The organism is Pseudoalteromonas sp. DY56-GL79 (assembly GCF_041414765.1).
In the GTDB taxonomy this organism is placed as follows: domain Bacteria; phylum Pseudomonadota; class Gammaproteobacteria; order Enterobacterales; family Alteromonadaceae; genus Pseudoalteromonas; species Pseudoalteromonas piscicida.
This window is the reverse complement of the sequence record NZ_JANHZS010000003.1, coordinates 93,740-115,849: the sequence shown is the minus strand read 5'-3', so window position 1 is coordinate 115,849 and position 22,110 is coordinate 93,740. Positions and strand designations below refer to the sequence as shown.

The 22,110-nt window shown below is 44.1% G+C and carries 14 protein-coding genes; 10 read left to right on the top strand and 4 right to left on the bottom strand.

The window, feature by feature from the left end:
• The first annotated feature begins 3 nt into the window (after positions 1-3).
• Positions 4-3,645, top strand: a complete 3,642-nt coding sequence (locus NO992_RS03040; protein WP_371374220.1) for a response regulator — start codon at positions 4-6, stop codon at positions 3,643-3,645.
• Between the two features lie 9 nt (positions 3,646-3,654).
• Complete coding sequence (locus tag NO992_RS03035; protein WP_305776551.1) at positions 3,655-4,557, top strand: diguanylate cyclase domain-containing protein; 903 nt, start codon at positions 3,655-3,657, stop codon at positions 4,555-4,557.
• Between the two features lie 68 nt (positions 4,558-4,625).
• Here the strand turns inward: NO992_RS03035 and NO992_RS03030 are convergent, their stop codons facing one another.
• Positions 4,626-5,006, bottom strand: coding sequence for a DUF3192 domain-containing protein (locus tag NO992_RS03030; RefSeq protein ID WP_010606064.1), 381 nt, complete (start codon positions 5,004-5,006; stop codon positions 4,626-4,628).
• Between the two features lie 197 nt (positions 5,007-5,203).
• A complete protein-coding gene (locus NO992_RS03025) occupies positions 5,204-6,151 on the bottom strand; it encodes a D-2-hydroxyacid dehydrogenase (protein WP_349198061.1) in 948 nt (315 codons plus the stop codon).
• 91 nt (positions 6,152-6,242) lie between these two features.
• Between NO992_RS03025 and zntR the strand changes: the two genes are divergently transcribed.
• The 3 genes from zntR to NO992_RS03010 all read left to right on the top strand — a co-directional run bounded on the left by zntR (position 6,243) and on the right by NO992_RS03010 (position 9,179).
• Positions 6,243-6,650 (top strand): Zn(2+)-responsive transcriptional regulator, encoded by a 408-nt coding sequence (zntR, locus tag NO992_RS03020; protein WP_010606066.1) that lies wholly within the window; start codon positions 6,243-6,245, stop codon positions 6,648-6,650.
• Positions 6,643-7,917 (top strand): SO_0444 family Cu/Zn efflux transporter, encoded by a 1,275-nt coding sequence (locus NO992_RS03015; RefSeq protein ID WP_371374215.1) that lies wholly within the window; start codon positions 6,643-6,645, stop codon positions 7,915-7,917. Before zntR ends, NO992_RS03015 begins: the two co-directional genes overlap by 8 nt.
• Positions 7,918-8,084: 167 nt before the next feature.
• Complete coding sequence (locus tag NO992_RS03010) at positions 8,085-9,179, top strand: 1-acyl-sn-glycerol-3-phosphate acyltransferase (RefSeq protein WP_017216425.1); 1,095 nt, start codon at positions 8,085-8,087, stop codon at positions 9,177-9,179.
• Between the two features lie 51 nt (positions 9,180-9,230).
• On the opposite strand, the gene NO992_RS03005 is transcribed toward NO992_RS03010, so the two are convergent.
• On the bottom strand, positions 9,231-9,773 hold the full coding sequence (locus NO992_RS03005) for a GNAT family N-acetyltransferase (RefSeq protein ID WP_371374212.1): 543 nt from the start codon (positions 9,771-9,773) through the stop codon (positions 9,231-9,233).
• Between the two features lie 137 nt (positions 9,774-9,910).
• On the opposite strand from NO992_RS03005, the gene NO992_RS03000 reads away from it, so the two are divergent.
• The 5 genes from NO992_RS03000 to NO992_RS02980 all read left to right on the top strand — a co-directional run bounded on the left by NO992_RS03000 (position 9,911) and on the right by NO992_RS02980 (position 16,513).
• Positions 9,911-10,576, top strand: coding sequence for a tRNA-uridine aminocarboxypropyltransferase (locus NO992_RS03000; RefSeq protein ID WP_017216423.1), 666 nt, complete (start codon positions 9,911-9,913; stop codon positions 10,574-10,576).
• Between the two features lie 1,325 nt (positions 10,577-11,901).
• Positions 11,902-12,906 (top strand): Fe(3+) ABC transporter substrate-binding protein, encoded by a 1,005-nt coding sequence (locus NO992_RS02995; protein ID WP_010372304.1) that lies wholly within the window; start codon positions 11,902-11,904, stop codon positions 12,904-12,906.
• On the top strand, positions 12,906-14,537 hold the full coding sequence (locus NO992_RS02990) for an ABC transporter permease (protein ID WP_371374208.1): 1,632 nt from the start codon (positions 12,906-12,908) through the stop codon (positions 14,535-14,537). The genes NO992_RS02995 and NO992_RS02990 overlap by 1 nt, the downstream gene beginning before the upstream one ends.
• The gene (locus NO992_RS02985) at positions 14,537-15,568 is read left to right on the top strand and encodes an ABC transporter ATP-binding protein (protein WP_371374205.1); all 1,032 of its coding nucleotides are present in this window, start codon (positions 14,537-14,539) and stop codon (positions 15,566-15,568) included. The genes NO992_RS02990 and NO992_RS02985 overlap by 1 nt, the downstream gene beginning before the upstream one ends.
• 30 nt (positions 15,569-15,598) lie before the next feature.
• Complete coding sequence (locus tag NO992_RS02980; protein ID WP_045963323.1) at positions 15,599-16,513, top strand: Dyp-type peroxidase; 915 nt, start codon at positions 15,599-15,601, stop codon at positions 16,511-16,513.
• A 75-nt stretch (positions 16,514-16,588) separates the two neighbouring features.
• On the opposite strand, the gene NO992_RS02975 is transcribed toward NO992_RS02980, so the two are convergent.
• Positions 16,589-22,087 (bottom strand): DNA repair ATPase, encoded by a 5,499-nt coding sequence (locus NO992_RS02975; RefSeq protein ID WP_371374202.1) that lies wholly within the window; start codon positions 22,085-22,087, stop codon positions 16,589-16,591.
• Positions 22,088-22,110: the final 23 nt, after the last annotated feature.

Below are 22,110 nucleotides of genomic sequence, written 5' to 3'. Positions count from 1 at the left end.
TTAGTGGCGGTAATAATACCCATCCTACTTGTCCTCGTCTTAGCTTACCATCTCTATCAAATTAAACTCGAACGCCAGTACAAAGTGCGTTTTGGCCAGTATGAATATGTTTCTCAGCAGCTGAAACAAGAGTTTTATGCTGCACATGTCGTTCTTGATAGTATCGCCGTTAACCTAGCGCAGCCCATTTCTTTTCAAAAGCCACCAGAGTGGTTAGAAGATATAGAGCAACACCCTGAACATTATTATCATGCGTTACCAAACAATGGTGGAGAGATTGTTGGTCGTGGGCAAGTTAGTGAAGCGCTTTTTGCCACTAAACGATGGCAAACCGTATTGTCGCTTAATACCGCTTTTGATGCCGCGCTCGCGTTGCAAGGTGGATTGTATGCGGTCGCATACATAGAAGATGACGGCTTTGCGTATGTTAAGCGTCGAGAAGCCTCAAGCAGCCATTTTATCACGCGGCTAGTTCAAGGTAAGTTCGAACCCGACTTTAGTTTGGGCAATATAGTCGTTGGTCCACCCGTGGCGTTTTTCGATAGACAAATGTTTGCGCTTGGTAAGAAACTATCAACGGTGGATAACGCTCATGTATTGATGATCTATGATAGCGATATTATTGATAGATGGTTGTTAAACATCGGCTCCTTAGATGGTACGATGGAATTTAAAAACCAAAGTGATGAGATTATCGCGGGGGAGCGCTATGATCACGACCACGATGGGCTTGTAAACTCATCAGCACCTTGGCAGTACGGACTACACTTTATTGCAAAACCCGCCAAAGAGCCTATTAGTTTAAACTATCATGAAAGCTATGAGCAGTTTGCCGCTCCGCTACAGCGGGAGATCTTGCTCGAACTTGCGCTATTACTGTTTTTTATTCTTTTTACCTTTGTGACTATTGTGTGGTTAAGCGGACAAATATTTGTCCGACCTTTAAAGCACTTTGTGAATTATCTATCTTTGCAAGAGCATACACCACAAGCCACTTTAAACTATCCCATCCCCTCAGAATGGCAACCTTGGTTTATACAAATTAAGCAGGTAGTGGAGCAAAAATCGCGCTTAATGCATGCCCTTAAGCAACATAATCAAGAACTAGACGACGAAATTAAGCGTAAACAACAGGCATTAAAGCAAAGCTTTGAGGCAAAAGAGCGTCAAGCTGCTTTGCTAAATGCAGTGCTTGACTCTGTGCCCGATATTATCTATTTCAAAAATATAGACGGTTCATTCATAGGCTGTAATCGCGCGTTTGAAGAGTTTATGGGGGTTGATAAGTCGGATTTAGTTGCGAAAACCCAGCCTGAAGTGACATCTGGATTAACCATATTACTTGAGCAAGAAGCGGCGATGGAGCGCTCGCAAGAACAAGTGGCAACTAACTTTGTCCTTGGGGCGAATACCTACTTTTTGACAATCACGCCATTGAAATCGGAAACTGGAAAGCTCATCGGTTGTTTGGGGGTTGCGAGAGATATTACTGCCGCACAAGAGGCATATAATGCCCTAAGAGACTCTGAAGAAAACTTTAGGGCTGCGACTGAGTTTGCACCTAATGGCGTGATTTTAGCTGCGATCAGCGGTAAAATTTTGGAGATGAACAAGGCTGCCAAACGTTACTTGTCACTTGATAAGAATACGGGAGAAAAGCAGCTGGAACGCTTGTTTGATGAACAAAACTGGCAAGAGCTAAAGCCTGTCTTGGCTGGGCTATTAAAAGAGCAAAAGAAAGTCGTTGAACACATGATCTCACAGTCGGGTAAGCACCGCTGGTTACAATTGAGTATTTCTTTAGTTTGGGATAAAAATAAGCGCCCTAAGTATTACGTGATCCATATTCAAAATATCACCGGTTTGTTGTTAGCAAAGCAAGATGCTGAGCGCGCAACGCTTGCCAAAAGCCGCTTTATCGCGAATATCAGCCATGAAATTAGAACGCCAATTAATGCCATATTAGGTCTGGCGGATATGATCAAAAGTGAGTCACTAACTCGAGTTCAGAATAAAAAATTGCAGCAGCTTTCTGGAGCTGCAAACGAGCTGCTTACCATGCTCAATAGTATTTTAGAGTTTGCTAAAGTCGAAAGTCATCAAGGCACAATTCAATACGAGACATTTCAGACCTGCCATGTATTTACCACGATAGAATCACTGATTAAGCCTTTATGTATACAAAAAGGTTTGGAATTTGAGTTACAGGTCGACCCTCAAGTTTGGCCTTACCTGTACAGTGATGAAGATAAGGTAAAGCAAATCTTAGTAAACCTACTTGGTAACGCTGTAAAGTATACCAATCAAGGTAAGGTTGGTTTGAAGGTAACGTTAGTTAATGATAGAGCTGCAAAACAAACCATAAAGTTTGCTGTTTGGGACACTGGAGTTGGGATCAAATCGCAAGAAATTGAACACCTTTTTGATGCATTTACCCAAGGTGATGAAAGCTTCACACGTCGTCACGAAGGCATTGGTTTGGGGCTTGCGATTGTGAAGCAAGAAGTTGCACTCTTAGGTGGCGATATTGCGGTTAACTCAACCCCGAACGAAGGAAGCTGCTTTTTCTTCGAATTGGTGCTAGATAAAGGCGCTTGTCCAGTCGTGGATAGTCACAAAGAAGTTTACTGTCTCACCACCGAAGCGCATAGCTTACCAAGCTATTTTGCAGGTCTTGCGGAACCTTTATCTGTTGAGCGATTGCACGCAATGCATGCTCAGCTCGACAAGTCTATTGTTGTTATTCCACCAGAAGCAGCGCTTGACCCCGCTTATGCGCTACCTGGAAATACCGCATTACTACTGCATAGTGAAGGGGAGTTTCCTGAGCAAAGTAACCATATTGCGCTTAATCAAAGTGTGTTTTACCAATCAGCCTATACTTGGCTTGCTGAATTTGCCCATATGACGCAAACCGTCGACAACGTGTGTATGCAGGTTGCCGGTGCGCTTTGCTTGGTGGTCGACGATAACAACTTAAATTTAGATATTACTGAAAATATGTTGAAGCAGAATGGTATTTCTACCATAGGGCTACAAAGCGCCGAACATATTGAGGAAGTTTGTCGCTCACTGCAACCCGACATCATCCTGATGGATATCCATATGCCAAACATTGATGGCTATCAAGCGACCAAGCAGATCAGAGCCGTGTGGTCTGAAACTGAGCTACCCGTTATTGCCTTGACCGCCAATGCAAGCAAAGAAGAGCGGGCGAAAGCCACAGCCGTTGGCATGAATGATTATTTGGTAAAACCAATTAATAGCACACAGGCGTGCAAGGCATTGGCAAGTAATATTTTCCAGTCAGATAAAACAGAAGAAGCTTTTTTTGATTATGAGTTTGCTTTATCACAAATGATGCAAAATGAAACGTTTTTGCAAACAATGTTAGATAAATTTGCTAAACTTTGCCATGATTACCTAGAACAGGTTGCTGAAATAGAGCAAGGTTCAGCATTATTCGAGTTAGCACACGGAATTAAGGGCGCTGCAGCAGGTCTGGGCTTTAAGCGACTAGCGAAAGTTGCAAAAGACCTTGAAACACAAAGCAAAACGATCACAACAATAACAAATCGCACTGACTTGGATGTGTTAACAAATGCACTTTCACAGGTGGTGTGCTTTATCGAGCTAAAAAGGTAGCGTCATAAGATGCAGCAAGCTGAGCACATTTTTATTATTGATGATGACCCAATAAATAAGATGGTCCTAAGTAATACATTAGGTGACGGCCATCGGTTATCCCATAGCACTGATACTAAGTTATGTATTGATGAACTAAAAGCAAGCAAACCAGACCTTATTATTTTAGATGTGTTAATGGCTGACGGCGCTGGATTTTCTGTTTTAGAGTGCCTAAAAAAGGATGCGAGCACTTACGGTATTCCCGTTGTCGTGATCTCCGGTAGTGTGAGCTTTAAAGATGAAGCACGAGGTTTGGAGTTAGGGGCCGTGGATTATATTACTAAGCCCTTTAACCCTTTGATTGTAAAAGCCAGGATCAAAAACCATTTAGCAATAAAAAAGAAAAATGACCTGCTAGAAAAGCTAGCCTCTATCGATGGTTTAACGGAGTTGCCCAATCGAAGATATCTAGATGAAGCGATGAAATCAGCATTAGAAAGCGCAAAAGCTGATGGCAGTGCGTTTACCGTTATGCTGGTTGAGGTGGACTATTTTAAAACGTTTAATGAGCATTATGGCTACATGCACGGTGATGATTGCTTATTTAAGGTCGCCAAAGCGCTAGAAGAAGGCGCTACCCGACGTTCTTTATTTATTGGCCGTTTTGATGGTACTCGTTTTGCGTTGGTGCTAACTCAGCATAATATCGATGTAATTAATGAGATAGCAGAAGCGTTGCATGACTCGGTTAATGCGTTAAAAATCCCCCATATTGCCTCACCGATATGTGCTCATGTGAGCGTTAGCATTGGTGCAGTTCATATTGAAAATCACTGTAGTAGTGAGCTTGGTGAGTTGATCAAAATGGCAGATAGTGCCCTTGCCGTTGCACAAAAGCAGCAAAGCACGGTATTTATTAAAGCGTTATAAATATCTAAAGCCACATGCAGGGAAAAGAGCGTATCCGCATTATTCACCATCCTTGGTGCAATAAGGTCTTACTGAATTTGTTTTAGTGCGTTGTCGCCAAAGCCAACCAGTTGGTTGTTTTTGAATACCAATGGCGTGCACTCATCTTTTGTTACTTTGCCGTCTGAGTGTTTGCTGTTGGTTGCATAGTAAAGCACTTGATAGTTGTCGCCGTCTTTTGACACCAACTCGCTAAAATCAGGGGTTGCAAACATGTCTTTTACTGATGAGTAAGACGCGCCCATTTCAAGGTTGGCAATCTTCTCACGATTTTTACGCTGTTTATGTTCCCAGTTAGACGAGTTGTATTCAGAAGCCCAACCATGCTCTACTTCACCGTCGGATACAGCAACGATACAGCCTGATAATAGAGTAGAGCTAAGCGCAGCCACTAACATTAATTTTTTCATTGTTGTTTTCCTTTTTAATTTTGTTGCTGAGCAAATAATGCAAACAGCCATTTGTTTTTTGCTTGAATTATCCCAGAGGTGCAAACTCTTTGCCAACTAATAAAGTTTATAAATATCAGTTTGTTGTTGGTTTTTAATCAGTTTGTAGTTGATGATTTTCACTAACATTTGGCTATATCACTCACTAAAACAATAATCTAGACCACTCGGTTTCTCGTTGTCCCAGCCACAAAACTTTCAATATTAATGGCAATTTCGCCGACTAAACGTTCGATGGCCTCTTTACTTGCCCATGCCGTATGCGGTGTTAAAAGCAAGTTTTCCCCTTGGTATTGAACGAGTGGATTGCTTGCTTGTGCCGGCTCTTGTGTGAGGACATCCACAGCAGCACCAGCTATTTGCTCATTAGTTAGTGCATCCACCAGCGCTTGCTCATTGACTATTCCGCCTCTCGCGGTGTTGATAATATAGGCATGATTTGGAAGTAGGGCGAATTCAGCACTCGCAATCAGGTTTTCTGTTTCAGCGGTAAGCGGGCAGTGAATTGATACAATATCTGCAATTCGCAGTGCTTCTTCAAAAGCCATTCGTCCTGCTCTAACCTCAGTTACGCCTCTACGTTCGGCAACAATTACCTGAGCTCCAAATGCTTGTGCGACTTTTGCAACGGCTTCTCCTAACGTTCCATGGCCTACGATCACAAAGTTTTTGCCTGCAATTTCATTGATGCTGTAGTCCAAACGACAAAACATGTCACTTTGCTGCCAAAGCCCTGCATGGCAGTCTTGCTGGTAACGATGAATATTTGTCATTAAGTTACCAAGCATAGTAAAGGTGTGCTGCACGACAGAAGGCGTCGAATAACCAGCCACATTGGCAACCGCAATGCGATGGGCTTTTGCGGCTGCTAAGTCGATGTTGTTGACGCCTGTGGCCGCAACACAAATCAGTTGTAATTGCGGTAACGCCGCGATCGTTTCTTCAGTTAATTGTACTTTATTGGTGATGATGACTGCTGCATCTTTACAGCGTGTGATGATGTCCTCACTGGATGTGGTGTCGTAAGACGTTAATGTGCCTAGTTTGGCAATGAGGGAAAGATCGGTTCCTGCAAGGGTTTTAGCGTCTAATACCACGATTCGCATTATTTTTATCCTTTTCTTGACTTTGGAGTTAACTCTAAGGTTTATACTTGTGATGTCGACTAGGATAATCTTCAGGACTTGGGAGTGTAAAGTGGTAAAGATTGGTGAGCTGGCAAAGCGGCTTAACGTATCAACTGACACGTTAAGGTATTATGAAGCAAACGATCTCCTACACCCTTGCACAAGGAGCGAGGGCGGGTATCGGTTGTTTGATGAGCAAAGTGAAAAGCAAATGCGCTTTATTCTTCGTGCGAAGGAAGTGGGGTTCAGCCTCAAAGAAGTGCAAGACTTGCTGAAGATAAAGTTTGAAAAGCATCAGCACAGTTGTGAAGAAGTGAAAACACTGACTATCACTAAACGAGATTTAGTGAGAGCGCGTATCGCTGAGTTACAAAAATTTGAACAATCGTTATCGACGCTAGCAGAGCAATGCTGCGGCGGTAAGGAAGCGGCTGTGAGCTGCTCGATTTTAACGGCCTTGGAGGCTATCGATGAATGAACTGATAGTAAATTTTTGGCAGCTATTTTTAGTATCTGCCCCGTGGTTACTGCTTGGCCTAATATTGGCCGGGTTACTTAATGTATTTATTCCAAAAGATTTGTTGCAAAAGCATTTAGGGAAAGAAGGATTTTGGACGACGATAAAGGCAGCACTGATTGGGGCGCCGATGCCGCTTTGCTCTTGCGGCGTTATTCCAGCTGCAGTGGGACTGAGAAGAGCGGGCGGCTCAAAAAGTGCGACAACCGCATTTTTAGTCTCAACGCCTGAAACTGGCGTGGATTCTATCTCGGTTTCTTATGTGCTACTTGGTCCTTTTATGGCGATAATTAGGCCAATTGCGGCTGTGGTTAGCGCAATTGCGGCTGGGTTGCTCGTTGGCAGTGAGAAAGATGATAAGCCTGTGTCGCTAAAGCACCTTAATACCTCAGAAGAACCAAGCGCGACTAGCGGTTGTTGTGACGCTAATCATCACTCAGAGCCAAAGCCTGCTGAAAAGCATCACAGCCATGATAGCTGTTGCGCCAGCACTAAAGTGGAAACCGCAAAAGTAAGCTCAAGCTGCTGTGCGCCTGCAGGCCCTCAATTAGCAATGGCAGGGGCGAATATGTCTTGTTGTGATACTACGGAGCCTACCGTAACCAGTTGTTGCGATGCTTCATCAGCCACGACAAGTTGTTGTGAGCCTGCCCATATACCTGAAAACCAAGGGGGTTTTGGTAAAATTGTAGAAGCTGTTAAGTTCAGCTGTAATCAATTACTGTCCGACACCGCAGTTTGGCTTCTTATCGGTTTATTCTTTGCAGCGTTAGTGCAAACCTTCGTGCCTGAGTCTTTCTTATCCCAATGGGGCGACGGTATTATTGCCATGCTAGTGGTTATTCTTATCAGTATCCCAATGTATATTTGCGCCACCGCTTCAACTCCAATCGCTGCGGGTTTATTAATGGCTGGTGTTTCACCTGGTGCAGTATTGGTATTTATGCTCGCAGGTCCTGCAACTAACATCGCCACAATTGGGGTGGTAGGTAAAGAATTAGGGCGTCGTGCCGTGTTTGCCTATTTGGGCGGCGTTATCGGGGTTGCGCTTATCTTTGGCTATTTAACTGATTACTTAGTTAATACTTACGGTTTTGTAGTAACGCCGATGATAGGTGAGGAGCACGAAGTGCTACCACATTGGTTAACAGTATCGATGGGCGCATTATTAGCAGCACTCTTACTAAGATTAGCTATACTCAAATTAGGTAAAGTTGTTAGAAGATAAACAATTGTGGTACTTTTTACCGTATTACAATTGCATGACGCTTAAGCATTTAATGTTCCAACTTGGTATATCGCCTTGGTGGTCAGACATGAAATGCTTAGCGTCTGTTTATTTGACACGATAGAATGCGTTCCAGTATTCGTTAATCCGACAATTTGAGAAGTAGAGTGGATAAATACGCTGACATTAGACCGTATAATGATGATGAAGTAGTGCCAGCATTGGCACGTCTACTAGGTGATGATCAATTCATTGATGTGATCGCCAAATATAACCTGCCAGCTTGGTTGAATGCCTGGCCTGCTATTGCACGCCCACTCGTAAGAATGAAACTAAAAAAGAAGTGGGGAGATTTTTGTACGATTGAACAAGTACAAGATGAAGTGGCGTACTATCTACAAATTTTAATCAATAAAACGACGTCTAAAGTGACTTATTCTGGCCTTGAAACATTGGACTCGAATACCTCGTATTTATTTATTTCAAATCACCGTGATATCGTATTAGACCCTGCGCTTGTTAACTGGGGCTTGCATCAGCAAGATATGCGTACGGTGCGTATCGCTATTGGTGATAACTTACTACAAGTACCTTATATCACTGAGCTTATGCGCCTTAATAAGAGTTTTATAGTAAAACGTTCGGCAAAGGCGCCGAAAGAAATGCTAAAAGCATTAACCCAGCTTTCTGCCTATATTTTTGACTCATTGAGTGAAGGTAACTCCATTTGGATTGCGCAAAAAGAGGGGCGTGCAAAGGATGGAGTAGATCAAACCGATCCAGCACTGTTAAAAATGCTACAGCTCAATGGTCGCAAACAGAAGCTAGATTTTTCAGAATATGTAAAGCAGCTCAGGATAGTGCCCGTTGCCATCTCCTATCAATATGAGCCATGCGCGGTTGCTAAGGCTAAAGAGCTATACCATAAAAAGCAGTTTGGCCAATATGTGAAAGCACAAGGCGAAGACATTGCTAGCATTGTCGAGGGCTTTAGTTCAGATAAAGGCCATGTGCATATCGCATTTGGCGATCCTATCACTGCGGATGTTGAAAACCCAGATGAGCTGGCGAATGTCATTGATAAACAGATTTTAGATTTATACTATCTACATTCAACCAATCACCTAGCAGCAGGTGATGATGCACAAGTTAGTCCAGAAGATAAAGAGGACTTTATCTCTAAACTAGAGTCTGTACCGGAAGAGCTGAAGCAATTGGTGTTGAGCATGTATGCCGAACCACTGCGTCGCAAAGGCATTTAATAGCAGTGAGCAAGCGCAACCGTAGTCTTAGGTGGTTGCGCTTTTGTTCGGTTAATTAAGAACTTTATGATAATAAACGACTTCCATATCTCCTAAAATATCTTTGTGAAGCCCTTTTTTCACATAATTCATCCCAAGTTTCTGCATAATTTTGATGGATCCAAGGTTCTCTTCTTCAGCGATAGCGCTCAAGTGCGTCAAAGTAGGATTGGCTGCTATTAGGTCTGGAATAATATGTTGTGCGGCCTCTGTTGCAAACCCTTTGCCCCAAGAGGCTTGTTTAAAACGCCAACCAAGCTCTAAATCCTGATCGTTTCTTTGTTCTGAAAAGAAATTAGCAGGGCGAACCAAAATCCAACCAATAAATACCTTGTTTGGCAGCTCGAAACAACCCCAAAGCCCCCAACCTTTGATCTCATCGGTAAACTCTGTTAAACGTGGAATATATACAGTTTTTACTTCTTCAAGTGAGTTAGTCTGACCGCCTGTGATGTATTTCATTACCTCAGGGTCGCTATCAAGATCGGCGAGCAGCTGTGCATCTTGTGAGGTGAGTAGGCGATAACTCAGTCTTGCAGAGTCCTTTACTTGCATTTTTTACTCCTAATGAAACCCAATAAAACTTTAGAGTACAAAAGCTTATGTCATGAGTAAAGATGTTGCATAAGTTTGCATAGACGCCAGCCGAGCGCTTTACTAAAATACGCCGGCATTTTTAGATGGGGAACAGAGTGAATAATTCAGTACTAGCGCTTAGACAGCGTCAAATCGCTGCGGCTCAACGCGAATATAAGGCAAGGGGATCAAAGCTTGCGCGTTGTGAATGCTGCTTATTAGCCACGACTCTATGTATTTGCGATAAAGTCGAAGTGGCCAAAGCAGACTGTGCGGTGTGTTTGCTTATGTATCATAATGAAAGCTTTAAGCCCTCCAACACCGGACGCTTGATTGCCGATGTGATCCCAGATAATCATGCCTTTCGTTGGGACAGAACTGAGCCTGACGCTGCGTTATTAGCGCTTCTTTTGGACGAGCAATATGCACCAATAGTCGTTTTCCCAGAGCAAGGCGTGGAGCCTGAACGGGTAATTACTAAGGTGACTCGCACTGAAAATAAAACACCACTATTTATCTTTTTGGATGGGACATGGCGTGAAGCTAAGAAAATGTTCAGAAAGAGCCCCTACCTCGATAGTTTACCTGTGTTATCCATCGCCCCTGAAAAGCTCTCGGATTACAAGCTACGAGTCGCGCCGCATGAACATCAGCTTGGTACGGCAGAAGTTGCGTGTGTGTTGTTTGCCGAATGCGGCGAGCAGGATGCGGCAGCTAAATTAACCGCGCATTTTATCGATTTCAGAGATGCCTACTTAAAGGGTAAGCGCAGTAAACTGTAGGCTGAGCCCTAACCGTAGGTCGAGGTTTATCTCGACAAAATAACCGCATTATTTACGAAATATGGCGAGCAAGATGATAGTAGATCGAGATTTATCTCGACAAAAAGCTGCATTATTTACGAAATACAGCAAGCAAGATGCCGGTAGGTCGAAATTTATTTCGACAAAAAGCTGAATTGTTTACGAAATACGGCAAGCAAGATGCCGGTAGGTCGAGACTTATTTCGACAAAAATCTGAATTGTTTACTAAATGCGGCAAGCAAGATGCCGGTAGGTCGAAATTTATTTCGACAAAAAGCTGAATTGTTTACGCGGTACAGCGAGCAAGACGGCGGTAGGTCGAGATTTATCTCGACAACACAAACGTAATATCACGCGATAAATAGGAACAAAATAAGAAGCGCGCGACCCATTGCTGAGTCGCGCTTACGGAATCTTCTAAATGCATCCTGCAAAGTTGAGTAGTTCAACGTCCTGAATCTTTCCTCTTCCATGGCATCGCTTGGTGTTCTCGTTTTGCGAATAAAGGCATCTTGCCCTGTGTCCATCTTCCTTTTACACGTCCGCTGTCTTATCCATTGCCATCCACTTGCTAAGAACAAGCCCTTGTTCTAATTGTCCCTATTTGCTACTTTCCAAAATAGCAGTGCCAATCATCACTTTTTTACCTTGACACTTGGTAGCCTGAACGTGTTGCTTCAAGCTAGGTGTTGCACTGTTAATTGCAACAATTGGCATCTCCTAAGCCACATTTTACCAGTACATCCGATGTACCTTCCTTCCTCATCCTCAACCACCTGCATATCCAATGCAGTAACGTTATCCCTCAACGTTTAGCCTCTCCCCTGAAGCAATCCTTAGGCTCGTCATGAACCTTTAATCCCTGTCCTTTAATGTAATCACACCATGTGACATACAATCTCGCTCGCTTTTCCCTATATTCCTTTAAGTGGGTGCTTATCCATTAGCAAATCCTGCCCTGAGCGTATCCCGTGTATCCTTTATCTCTCTTCCTGAGATGTTGTTAAGTATAAGCAGACTAAAAAAAATCGGGAGCAGTGAAATTCAATCTTTTTTGCGTCTTTTTCTAGTAATAATAAATAACTTTATATTTTTTAATTAGTTACTTTAATTCCGAGTGTTATTTCAGCACGTCTTTACTCAATTTCTGGTAGCTAAGTGAGATATATCTCACAGGTAATTCTCCCGTTTTCTACAACGCTAATTTTATCTTGAGCGTAGTTTCAAATATTCAGGGTGTAAAACGGCACAATTACAGGTAGAATTAGTTGATAATAATTATTGTTTACCTAATGGAGTCTTTATGAAAAAAGCACTTGTTACTATACTGGCAACGCTTACTTGCCTACCAGCAATGGCTGCAGAGGAAGTTAATATCTACTCGTTTAGACAACCTTTTCTGATCCAACCTATTTTGGATGACTTCACCAAGCAAACCGGTATCAAGACCAATGTGGTTTTTGCAAAAAAAGGCTTAATCGAGCGTGTTAAGCGTGAAGGCAAGCATAGCCGTGCTGATCTCGTACTCACTTCAAACTTCAGTGCGCTAATTCAACTTGAAGACGAAAACCTAACACAAGCAATTAACAGCGAAGCTGTAACCAAGAATATCCCAGCGAACTTCAGAGATCCTGAAGGTCAGTGGGTTGCGCTTACTAAGCGTGTACGCAATGTATATTCTGCAAAAGACCGTGTAGGCAAGTTAGATGCGCTTACGTATGAAGCGCTAGCGGATGAACAATACCGCGGTAAAATATGTACGCGCTCAGGTAAACACCCCTATAACCTCGGTTTAGTGGCGTCTATGATTGCCCATCATGGCGAAGCAAAAACCAAAGAATGGCTTGAAGGCGTGAAGAAAAATTTAGCTCGTAAGCCTCAAGGTAACGACCGCGCACAAGTCAAAGCAGTAAAAGAAGGACTGTGTGATTTGGCCATTGGAAACAGCTATTACTTCGGTAAGATGATGGAAGATGAGAAACAAAAAGCTTGGGCTGAAGCGGTGTATATCAACTTCCCAAATCAACAAGATCGAGGTTCACATATTAACGTTTCTGGTGTTGTCTTGACCAAGCACGCTAAAAATACAGAAAATGCCTTGAAACTCATTGAGTTTATGACCGACAATAAGGCGCAAAATATGTATGCGTCGATGAATATGGAATACCCGGTTAAACCTGGCGTCGAGTTATCGAAACTTGTGGCATCTTGGGGTGAGTTTAAGGAAGACAGCCTACCATTGTCAGAGATCAGTAAATACCGTCCGTTAGCGCTTAAGCTAATCGATGAGGTAAAATTTGACCTTTAATGCAATTATCATTTTCACTGTCTAAATGGCAGAGTTTTGCGTGGCTGATAGGGCTTAGCCTATCAGTCCCGCTGATGTTTTTAATCTTTGAGTCGCTACAACCTGACTCCGAAGTCTTTGCTCACCTTTGGGGTACCGTTCTGTGGGATTATGTCCGCAATACGATTTTGCTGATTGTGGGGGTATGCACCCTTTGCGCTTTAATCGCGCTACCACTTGGCTGGCTAACTGCATATTGTGAATTTCCTGGACGGCGCTTTTTCGAATGGTCGTTGATGCTACCCCTTGCGATGCCAACCTATTTGATTGCTTACGTGTATACCGATTTGCTGGATTATGCAGGACCTGTACAAATAGCGCTGCGAGAGTGGTTTGGTTGGCAATCTCCAGATGATTATTGGTTTTTTGATATTCGCACTTTGTCAGGTGCTATCGTGATGATTGCACTGGTGCTTTATCCTTATTTGTTTTTGATTTTTAGAACGGCGCTAAGAGAGCAGTCGTTTAAGCTGGTGCAAGCCAGCCAATTAATGGGCAAGTCGCCTTCACAGAGCTTCTTTAAGGTAAGTTTACCTTTGTCGCGAGGGGCGATTGTGGCGGGGCTGGCACTGATCGCCATGGAAAGCATGGCAGATTTTGCAACCGTACATTACTTTGCTGTGAGCACACTAACCACCGCCGTTTACGATACTTGGTTGGGTTATTATTCACTTACTGCTGCGGCTAAAATTTCAGGCATCATGCTACTGTTTTTATTTTTAGCCCTAACACTGGAGCGAGTAAGCCGCCCAACTCAGGTAGTGCATGAGCGCCAGTCGAGTGTTAACAGTACCACGCTTTATCATCTTAAAGGCGCGCAGGCTTGGCTCGCTAGCGCTTTTTGTTGGCTTATTCTTATTGCGGCTTTTATCGTGCCTACATGGGTGCTTGCAGATTACGCCATCGACTATTTTGAACAAGCTTGGAATGACGACTTTTTCTTGTATGCGTGGCAAAGTTTAAAAATAGCGTTTTGGGTGAGCGTGGTATTAATTATCATGAGCATGCTGGTGGTGTTTAACCAGCGAGTTAGCAGTGGTAAACGCGTCACGCTTCCGGGCAAGCTTGCAAGTACCGGATATGCGCTACCGGGCACGGTGCTGGCAATTGCAGTACTTATTCCACTCACTTTATTAGACGACAAGCTAAATACTTGGCTTGAAGGTACTTCATTTGAGCCAGGCTTGCTGTTCAGCGGGACGATTTTTGCGCTGGTTTTCGCTTACGTTGTACGATTTTATGCGATTGCGCAAGGCGCGGTCGAATCGAGTTATCAGCGGATCAGCCCAAGTCTAGATATGGCAAGCTTTTCGCTGGGTCGCAATCGTTTCAAAACCATGTTATCAATACATTTGCCATTGCTGCGTCGGGGTATTTTAACCGCAGCACTGTTGGTTTTTATTGAGTGTATGAAAGAACTTCCAGCGGCATTGTTATTACGACCCTTTAATTATGAAACACTGGCAACACACGTTTTCCAATATGTGAGTGATGAGCAGCTGGAATTGGCTTCTGTCTCTGCGTTATTTATTGTGTTGGTTGGTTTAATTCCGCTTTATGTTGTAAACCGTTCTATGGAGCAGCGAAGTTAATGCATAGTTTAGTGCTTGAAAATCTCTCTTATCGTTATGACGGTGAAGCCGTTGTGGATAGCCTAAATCTGACCGTAGAACAAAACGAGATTGTTTGTTTGCTTGGTGCCAGTGGTTGCGGTAAAACGACCACGCTGAAGGCGATAGCGGGCTTGATTGAACCATTTCAAGGCTCTGTGAGTATTTTAGGCAAAGCCATGAATGGTAATGGCACTTTTGTACCTCCACAAAAACGCAATATTGGCATGATGTTTCAAGACTATGCGCTATTCCCACACCTCACTGTGGCGCAAAATGTGGCGTTTGGGTTAACCTCAAAAAGCAAGCGTGAACGTCAAGACCGAGTGGCTGAAATGCTCCATTTGGTGCAGCTGCAAGACTATAGCGACCGCTTTCCACACGAGCTTTCAGGTGGCCAGCAACAACGTGTCGCAATTGCGCGAGCACTGGCGTACAAGCCAAATCTGTTGCTGCTTGATGAGCCGTTTTCAAATATAGATGCCCAAGTGCGGTTTCAGTTAATTAACGATATTCGCCGTATAATCAAAGACCAGCAAGTTTCCGCGATTTTTGTTAGTCACTCGAAAGAAGAAGCTTTTGCTTTTGCCGATCGGTTGGCAATTATGGATAAAGGGAAGATCGCACAAGTGGGCGAGCCGAGAACGCTATTCCAACGACCAAAGAGCAAAATGGTTGCCGAGTTTTTGGGTCAGGGAATTTATATTCCTGCACAGCGAGTGAATGGCGCTTCGGTAGAAACCCAATTTGGTGCCGTAAAATCACTCGTTGAGCTCGGTAATATCGACGCGAAGGGCGAAATGTATGTGAGGCCACAGCACATTACGTTAGAAAACGCCGAGCTTGGCAGCGTTAAAATACTCAATCAGCGCTTTATGGGAACAGAGTACATTTACCGTGTTGCATTAGAGGGACAAGAGCTTGAAATACCGCATCCAGCGCATGAACCGCTCGACTTAAATCAACCAATCTCTTTAAAAATTAAGGCACATGCTGTAAATTTCTTTTCTTAATAGCAAATGAATAAACGCAGGGAGTAGAGCATGGCGCTTGCCCAATCAGGTGTGTGTGCTGAAGCCAATTTGCACGGCTTACACTTGTTCTTCAATGTGCTTGAAGGACAAGACGAGGCGCTAAGAGCGGCGCTCGCCAATTGTGGGCGCTTGCAAGAGGAGTTAGAAGATAGATTCTCTGAATCTATGCTGTCGAGCTTTGTCGCGGTGGGTGCGCAATACTGGCCGCACATTTATCCTGAGTTTATTCCTAAAGAGCTGAAAAGCTTTCCACATATTGTTGAGGCTGAGCACACCGTGCATACTCAGCCTTTTGACTTGCTTTATGTGATCCGCTCCGACCGAGAAGACGTTAATCATATCTTTGCTCAAAGTGTGCTACACATGCTAAATGGCCTAGTCGAAATGGTGGCACATGTACGCGCCTTTCGTTTCTTAGACGGTCGAGATTTTAATGGCTTTATTTATGGCGCAGACATCCCTAGAGGGCGTAACAAACGGGAAGTTGCACTTGTGCACAACCCGAATGCAGCCGACCACCTTGGTAGTTATATTCACGTACAGCGGGTGAAGTTTGATTTACTGCGCTGGCAGGCGTTGCCGCTCGCTGAGCAAGAGCAATTGATGGGGCGTACGCGTCTCGACAATGACCTAATTGAAGATTGCGACCCCTGTAATCATGCGGCATTAACCGAATTGAAAGACGCAAATGGTAATGCGCTACTGCTTAACCAAAGCATGCCATTTGGTGATGTATTTGAACAAGGAAGCTTGTCGCTAAGTTGCAGTGCCAAGGGCGATGCTTTTGAGCAGGTACTTAGAAGCCGATTGGGTGAAGGCGATGAATACGACCCCATATTGGATTATTCCAGTGCCGATATGGGTTCCGCGTTTTTTGCACCCTCACTAGAGTTTTTGGCGGTGATGGCAAAAATGCCAGAATAAGTTATCTGCCACTTTACATCTCCAAAGCCCATCCATGCATGGGCTTTGATTTGTTTCGCAAGTGTTTTTCCGCTGTTACAACATATACGGGTTTTTCGCAGGTGATCCGTTACTAACACCAGGTCTTGATTGAATATCCTCTAGCTTGTGTAAAATGTCTTTTAGCTGTTGCTGCTTGACTTGTTCAGCGCTTGAGTTTGCTAAAGTATTTGTTAGCAAAGTGGTGACGGCTTCAAGCGCTTTTGCACTGCTATCATCAATGTGATTGTCGACTTGAATATGCGGTTGTGCCACCGCTTCTAAGCGCTCAGACAGGTTTTCAAATAACGTATTTTGCTGCTGACCTTGTTGGCCCAATGCTTGTTGTATTTGCGCTTGGGTGCTGAGCAAGTCATTGAGTTTGCCAAGATTAGTGAGTAGCTGCTCGTTGTTCGCGGTGTGTTTGATAGCGTTTTGCAGCCCCGCAATTTCCTCAGCGACTTGTTGCTGTGAAGCTATCAATTGTTTTAGCGGTGTAGCGTAAGGTTGCTGCGTTAAGGCCTCACGTAGCTCAGTTAACTGCGTGGCAAACTCTTGCTCGTTAAGCACTTGAGCCAATTGTTGCAATAGCGCACTGTAATCAAAGCTAAGCTGCTCTTTGTCGAGTTTAGCGGCGATTTGCGAAAGGGATTTATTGACAAAGCTTAGCTGTTCAACTGCCAATTGCGCAGGGCTTCCCTCATCGCTATTGCGGTGCAGGCGGGCATATTCGGCCTTGATTTCATGCCAGCGCGTTGCTTCTTCATCCGTTAAGGTACCGCGTAATTCAGCCAGTTTCAGTAAGTTTTCTTCGCTGCCTTTGCTAAGCGTTTGTGCTTCACCGCGATAGTGATCTTGAATTAGGTTTTCAAGTTCACTGTCATTCATGGCAGCAACCACCTTTTCAGCCATCTTATTCATGTTCCGGTAACTGCCTTGTAGCTTAAACGGCGGCTCGGTTCGATAGTTATCATCTTGCGCTGCTGAGGCAATATATTGGGCATTTACTTTGAGCACGGTGTTGCGGATGGTGAGCAGCTTTTTCAGTACGCTGACAACTTCATTCACTTGCGCTTGAGAGTAATTAAATTCCAATTCATTGATGGAGATGTCTTCTCCGTCGGCAATGCGTACTAGCTTGTACAAGTCTTCCATACCACGATTGGCAAGTGGCGCAAGCACTGCATTGGAAGTGAGCGTATTTTCAATAAAGCTCATGGCAAATTCTTGTTCGCAGCCACTGAGGGTGTCACCGAGGTTGTAAATATCCGCACGGTTGGCAAGCATATCTGGGATCTTAAAGGATTCACCGGATTCGGTGTAGGGGTTTCCTGCCATCACAACGGCAAATTTTTTGCCTCTCAGATCATAAGTTTTACTGCGGCCATTCCACACACCGTCTATGCGTCTTGAACCATCACATAAAGAGATGAATTTTTGTAAAAACTCGGGGTTGGTATGCTGAATATCGTCAAGGTACAGCATCACATTATTGCCCATCTCAAAGCTTTGGTTGATCTTCTCAATTTCTTTTGCGGCGGTCGCGTTGATGGCTTGAGCAGGATCTAAAGAGACTTGGTCGTGACCAATGGATGGACAGTTGACCTTAACAAAGGTGAGTCCTAAGCGGTTAGCCACATACTCGATTAACGTGGTTTTACCATAGCCCGGTGGGGAGATAAGCAGCAACATGCCCATTAAGTCGGTGCGTTTATTGTTTCCTGCAGCCCCTATTTGTTTTGCTAAGTTATCGCCAATAATAGGGAAGTAGACTTTGTCAATCAGCTGGTTACGTACAAATGAGCTTAGCGGTCTAGGTTTAAACTCATCCAATTGCAAGCGCTGCTTTTGCGCCTCAAGCACTTGTGCTTTTAACTGTTGATACTGTTTGTAGGCCGGAACATGAACCGTGAGATACTCGTTACTACGGGCAAAAAAGTCTGCGTAATCTAGGCGTAACACTTGGTTCTCGATACGTGGGTGTTGGCCCATTAAACCTGAAATTTCGGTTTTTATTTCGGCTTCTTTGACTTGGTAGGTGATATCTAACTGGGTGGAAAGCAAAATGCAGTTAGCGGCCTCAAGCAAGGTCTCAGCACTTTCATTTTGCTTACTGCCATAGGCGCGCAGCCAGCTGCTTAACAGGCGGCATTTGTCCGCAAGTTTAGTCAAATGTGTTAATGAGTCTTCAAGCTGTTGCCAAACGCCTTTGGCCTTTGCCATCGAGATAAACTGCTCGCTGGTGTGTTTTGCAGGTGAAGCCAAATCAAATTGTCTCGGCTTAACTTGCTTGGCAAGGGCTTTAATTAAGTAAGTTGCGCTTAACTCGCCTGAAAAGCGGTGTAGCTCGGTTAAATAGCTCGATAAATTTTGTTGGCAAAATGCCGTGATCTTTTCACTCAATTCTTTGCTTAGCTGTTGGCTAAAACTATGATCATCTAACTTCGTTGCCATCAGCTCTGCTTGTGTGGCCTGAAACGCCAATTCAGCTAGCTCAGCCTTGCTTTGTTGAGTATAAAATAGCTGTGCCGCAATTCGACAGCTAGCAGGGTAGACGAGTAACTCAAGCTGTCGTTTTTGTTTTAGTAAATTAGCTAAGATCAGGCTGGCATCTTGATCATGAATACCTTTTTCATAGCCTTCTTGATATCTGGGTTCTGCAAATTTTTGTACGATGGGCAGTAAACTTCCGTCATCAACGGCAAGTTCTAGATCTGCTTGACTAAAGTCGTTGCCGTCTTGCTCCGCAGCTGCTAATACTTGAGCTGCAAGGTACTCGCCTCGATATAAGTGACGATTTTCTGAGATCAGGTTTTGCTGCCAGTATGTGCTTGCGTCATTGAGTTGTTGATTGACAGTGGCGTCAGGAATAGTATCGAAATACTCAGTGCCGGTGAGGTGTAACATCAGCTGTTCACCACGAGGCAGCAAAGTCAAATCAAGGATTTGTTTATTGAAACTAAACGCATGTTTGCCGACTTTAACGGTATTGCCACCATCAATGTAAATATCTTGCTTGTCTCGCAAAGCGCGGATTGCTTGATCTTTGCAGGCCTTGAGTTTGGCTTGAATATCATCCGCCTTCACTTCATCGCTTAGGCGCTTTAGCTCTTGCGTTAAATCACGCAGCTTGCCAATCATAGGATCGGAGGCAAAATAGCTATTGATGTCGTCTAAGGTTTTAAAACTTTGCGAGCGTCGATTCACCCCCTGTAAAATACGCTCAGCAGCGTTTGCTAGGCTTAGTGCTCGGCGCTGTCTTTCGTCGATGAGCTGCTGTTTATGCGCCTCAAAGCTTTCATAAACGTCATCACGTTTAGCCAAGATCTCCGTTAAAAACTCATCATACTGACTAAATTGAGACTCGAGCTCTTCTAATTGGATAAGTAAGCGAGAGAGCTGGTCGTCACATTGCTCTGGGGTTTTGGCAGCGCTTAGACCGCTGGTAATACTTTGGCTGAAAAGCTTAAAGCGAGCCGCGAATTCGGCTTTTGCTTCAACACTGCCCACGCTCTTTTTCTGGATTTCTAACGCTGCTTTGGCGCGGTTTACTTGACCATAAATGGCGCTGACATCTTCCAAAATTTTAGTGCGAATGCGGCTATCGTCAATGTCGAGATCCAGCATGGTATGGTTGAGCAAATCAAGTTCAGCGCTCAAGGTTTCCAAGGTTGCCAAAAAGCCGTTAAGCTCGGTGACACTCTCTGTCTGTGCTCTGGCTTGCTCTAAGGAGTCTAGTTGCTCGTAGTAGGGCGCCAAAGCACTATCTTGCTGCAAGAACTCCGCAGTTTTATGGCTTAAACTCAAGGTTTGCTCATCAATCTGCTGCAGCATGACAGATAGCGCGCCAAGATTGATATACTTCACTTCTTCAAGGCTTATCACTTTGCCTTTCAAGCGTTTGAGAGATTCTAAGCTCTGAACGAATTGCTCCGCTGTTTTAAAGCTATCAGGTCTCACCTCGCGAAGCACATCTTGCATGGCTTGCTCTATTTCCGCTTCTGCGCGCCGAGCGTCGGCCTCAATTTGGCTTACCTTTTCAAATTCGTCGAGTACCTGCTCCGAAGTTTCAAAAATTTCATGTAGTTTTGCTGTGACGTCTGCAAAGTCCGCTTCAGCAAGCCAATGATAGCGGTCTAAAATACTGCGGGTGAGGGCAATTAAATCTTCATAATGAAAGACCGTGGGGCTTTGTTCGTTAATGGCTTTGAACACACTGTATAAATCAGAAATCGCGCGTACTAAATCCGGGTTGCCGATCCGGCCAAATAAGCCGGTTGCGCGAGGGGCTTGTGCGGCAAACTCGCTGCCACAAAATGGGCTTTGCCAGATTTGAATAGGGTGCACGCGCTCAGGCTCAGGCTCTGCTTTAAAGGTTAGCGCTAAGCCATCGTCATAAATTCCATAGCCATGACAATAAATAGGATTTTGCAGGTTTTTCTCAATAATATTGTAAGAGAAAAGTGCGTAGCGACCCTCGTTTGGTTCGTAGAAGATATACAGTACATCTTCACCATTGGGTGATTTGATCTGGCGATGGAAAATTAAATCGTCCAGTTGGTCGTCAAAATAGCGTGTTTGCCCAGATTGTAAATAATAGCCACCAGGAAAAATAATTCCTTGGTTCTCAGGTAATTGAACACAGGCACCACCCAGCGCATCTTGGCGCAATACCTGTTGGGTGCGGCAATTATAAATAAAATAACGCCATTGTTTTTCTCGGTAGGGAAGTAACTTTAACAACACCATTTCGCCAACTTCGGCAAAACGTAAATCGCAATCTGCGAGTGATTGACTGGCGTCATCAACGGCTTCTTGATAAATACCTTCACCGCTTTGGGTATTGTTTTCTATTTTTACGGTGAGTTTGCCACTCGATACTTCAATAAATACTTTGTCGTTTACATTAATATGTGGGTGACGGCCTTCGACGTGATCGGCGCGATCGGTTTTTTGCCATTCAAAGTCAAAGTTTTCCACTTCGCCTAGGTCACGCTCTCCTCGGTTATCAATGTAATCTAAGGTTTCGTCTTTGGCGATTTGCCAGCGAAACACGCGGACATCAGAGAGCTTTTCGCCAATCTGAAATAGTGCAAAAAGCTTGTTTGATTTAACAAATAGGTGCTGTAGACGGGTGTCTTTGTAATACGTGTATAGTTCGTCGAAGTCCCGTAAGAAACGTTGGTCAGTGAGGAATTTGGTTTCTTGCGGGTAAGGTTCTATTTCGTAATGCTCTTCTTGCAAGTGTAGCTTTTGTACGGTGAATACATCGCTGACTTGGGTATTTTGTTTAAGCCCCATAAACACATTATAAGCAAAGATGAGCTTGTCGCCGATCAGTACAATGTCGCGCGGTACGCAGTTATGCTCAGTGCGAACTCTTGCTCGACCTTTCACTTTAAGCTCGGTGCTGCCAAAAGTGTCAACACGCTGTTGGTTGAGTTTATCTATCTGACTTTTCAGTTCACTGCCAAAGTTACTAAGCCGGCGTTTAATCAGTTGATAAGAGTCTTGTTCGAGCGTTCGCTCTGGCGCTTGTTGCGTTGCTTCCGTCATTCTTTGCTTTCCTATGTGCGCTG

Bases quoted from the DNA above. Each gene is read 5' to 3' on its own strand.
- NO992_RS03035 (WP_305776551.1), top strand. From the start codon at position 3,655: ATGCAGCAAGCTGAGCACATTTTTATTATTGATGATGACCCAATAAAT.
- NO992_RS03030 (WP_010606064.1), bottom strand. From the start codon at position 5,006: ATGAAAAAATTAATGTTAGTGGCTGCGCTTAGCTCTACTCTATTATCA.
- NO992_RS03025 (WP_349198061.1), bottom strand. From the start codon at position 6,151: ATGCGAATCGTGGTATTAGACGCTAAAACCCTTGCAGGAACCGATCTT.
- NO992_RS03015 (WP_371374215.1), top strand. From the start codon at position 6,643: ATGAATGAACTGATAGTAAATTTTTGGCAGCTATTTTTAGTATCTGCC.
- NO992_RS03005 (WP_371374212.1), bottom strand. From the start codon at position 9,773: ATGCAAGTAAAGGACTCTGCAAGACTGAGTTATCGCCTACTCACCTCA.
- NO992_RS02995 (WP_010372304.1), top strand. From the start codon at position 11,902: ATGAAAAAAGCACTTGTTACTATACTGGCAACGCTTACTTGCCTACCA.
- NO992_RS02990 (WP_371374208.1), top strand. From the start codon at position 12,906: ATGCAATTATCATTTTCACTGTCTAAATGGCAGAGTTTTGCGTGGCTG.
- NO992_RS02985 (WP_371374205.1), top strand. From the start codon at position 14,537: ATGCATAGTTTAGTGCTTGAAAATCTCTCTTATCGTTATGACGGTGAA.
- NO992_RS02980 (WP_045963323.1), top strand. From the start codon at position 15,599: ATGGCGCTTGCCCAATCAGGTGTGTGTGCTGAAGCCAATTTGCACGGC.
- NO992_RS02975 (WP_371374202.1), bottom strand. From the start codon at position 22,087: ATGACGGAAGCAACGCAACAAGCGCCAGAGCGAACGCTCGAACAAGAC.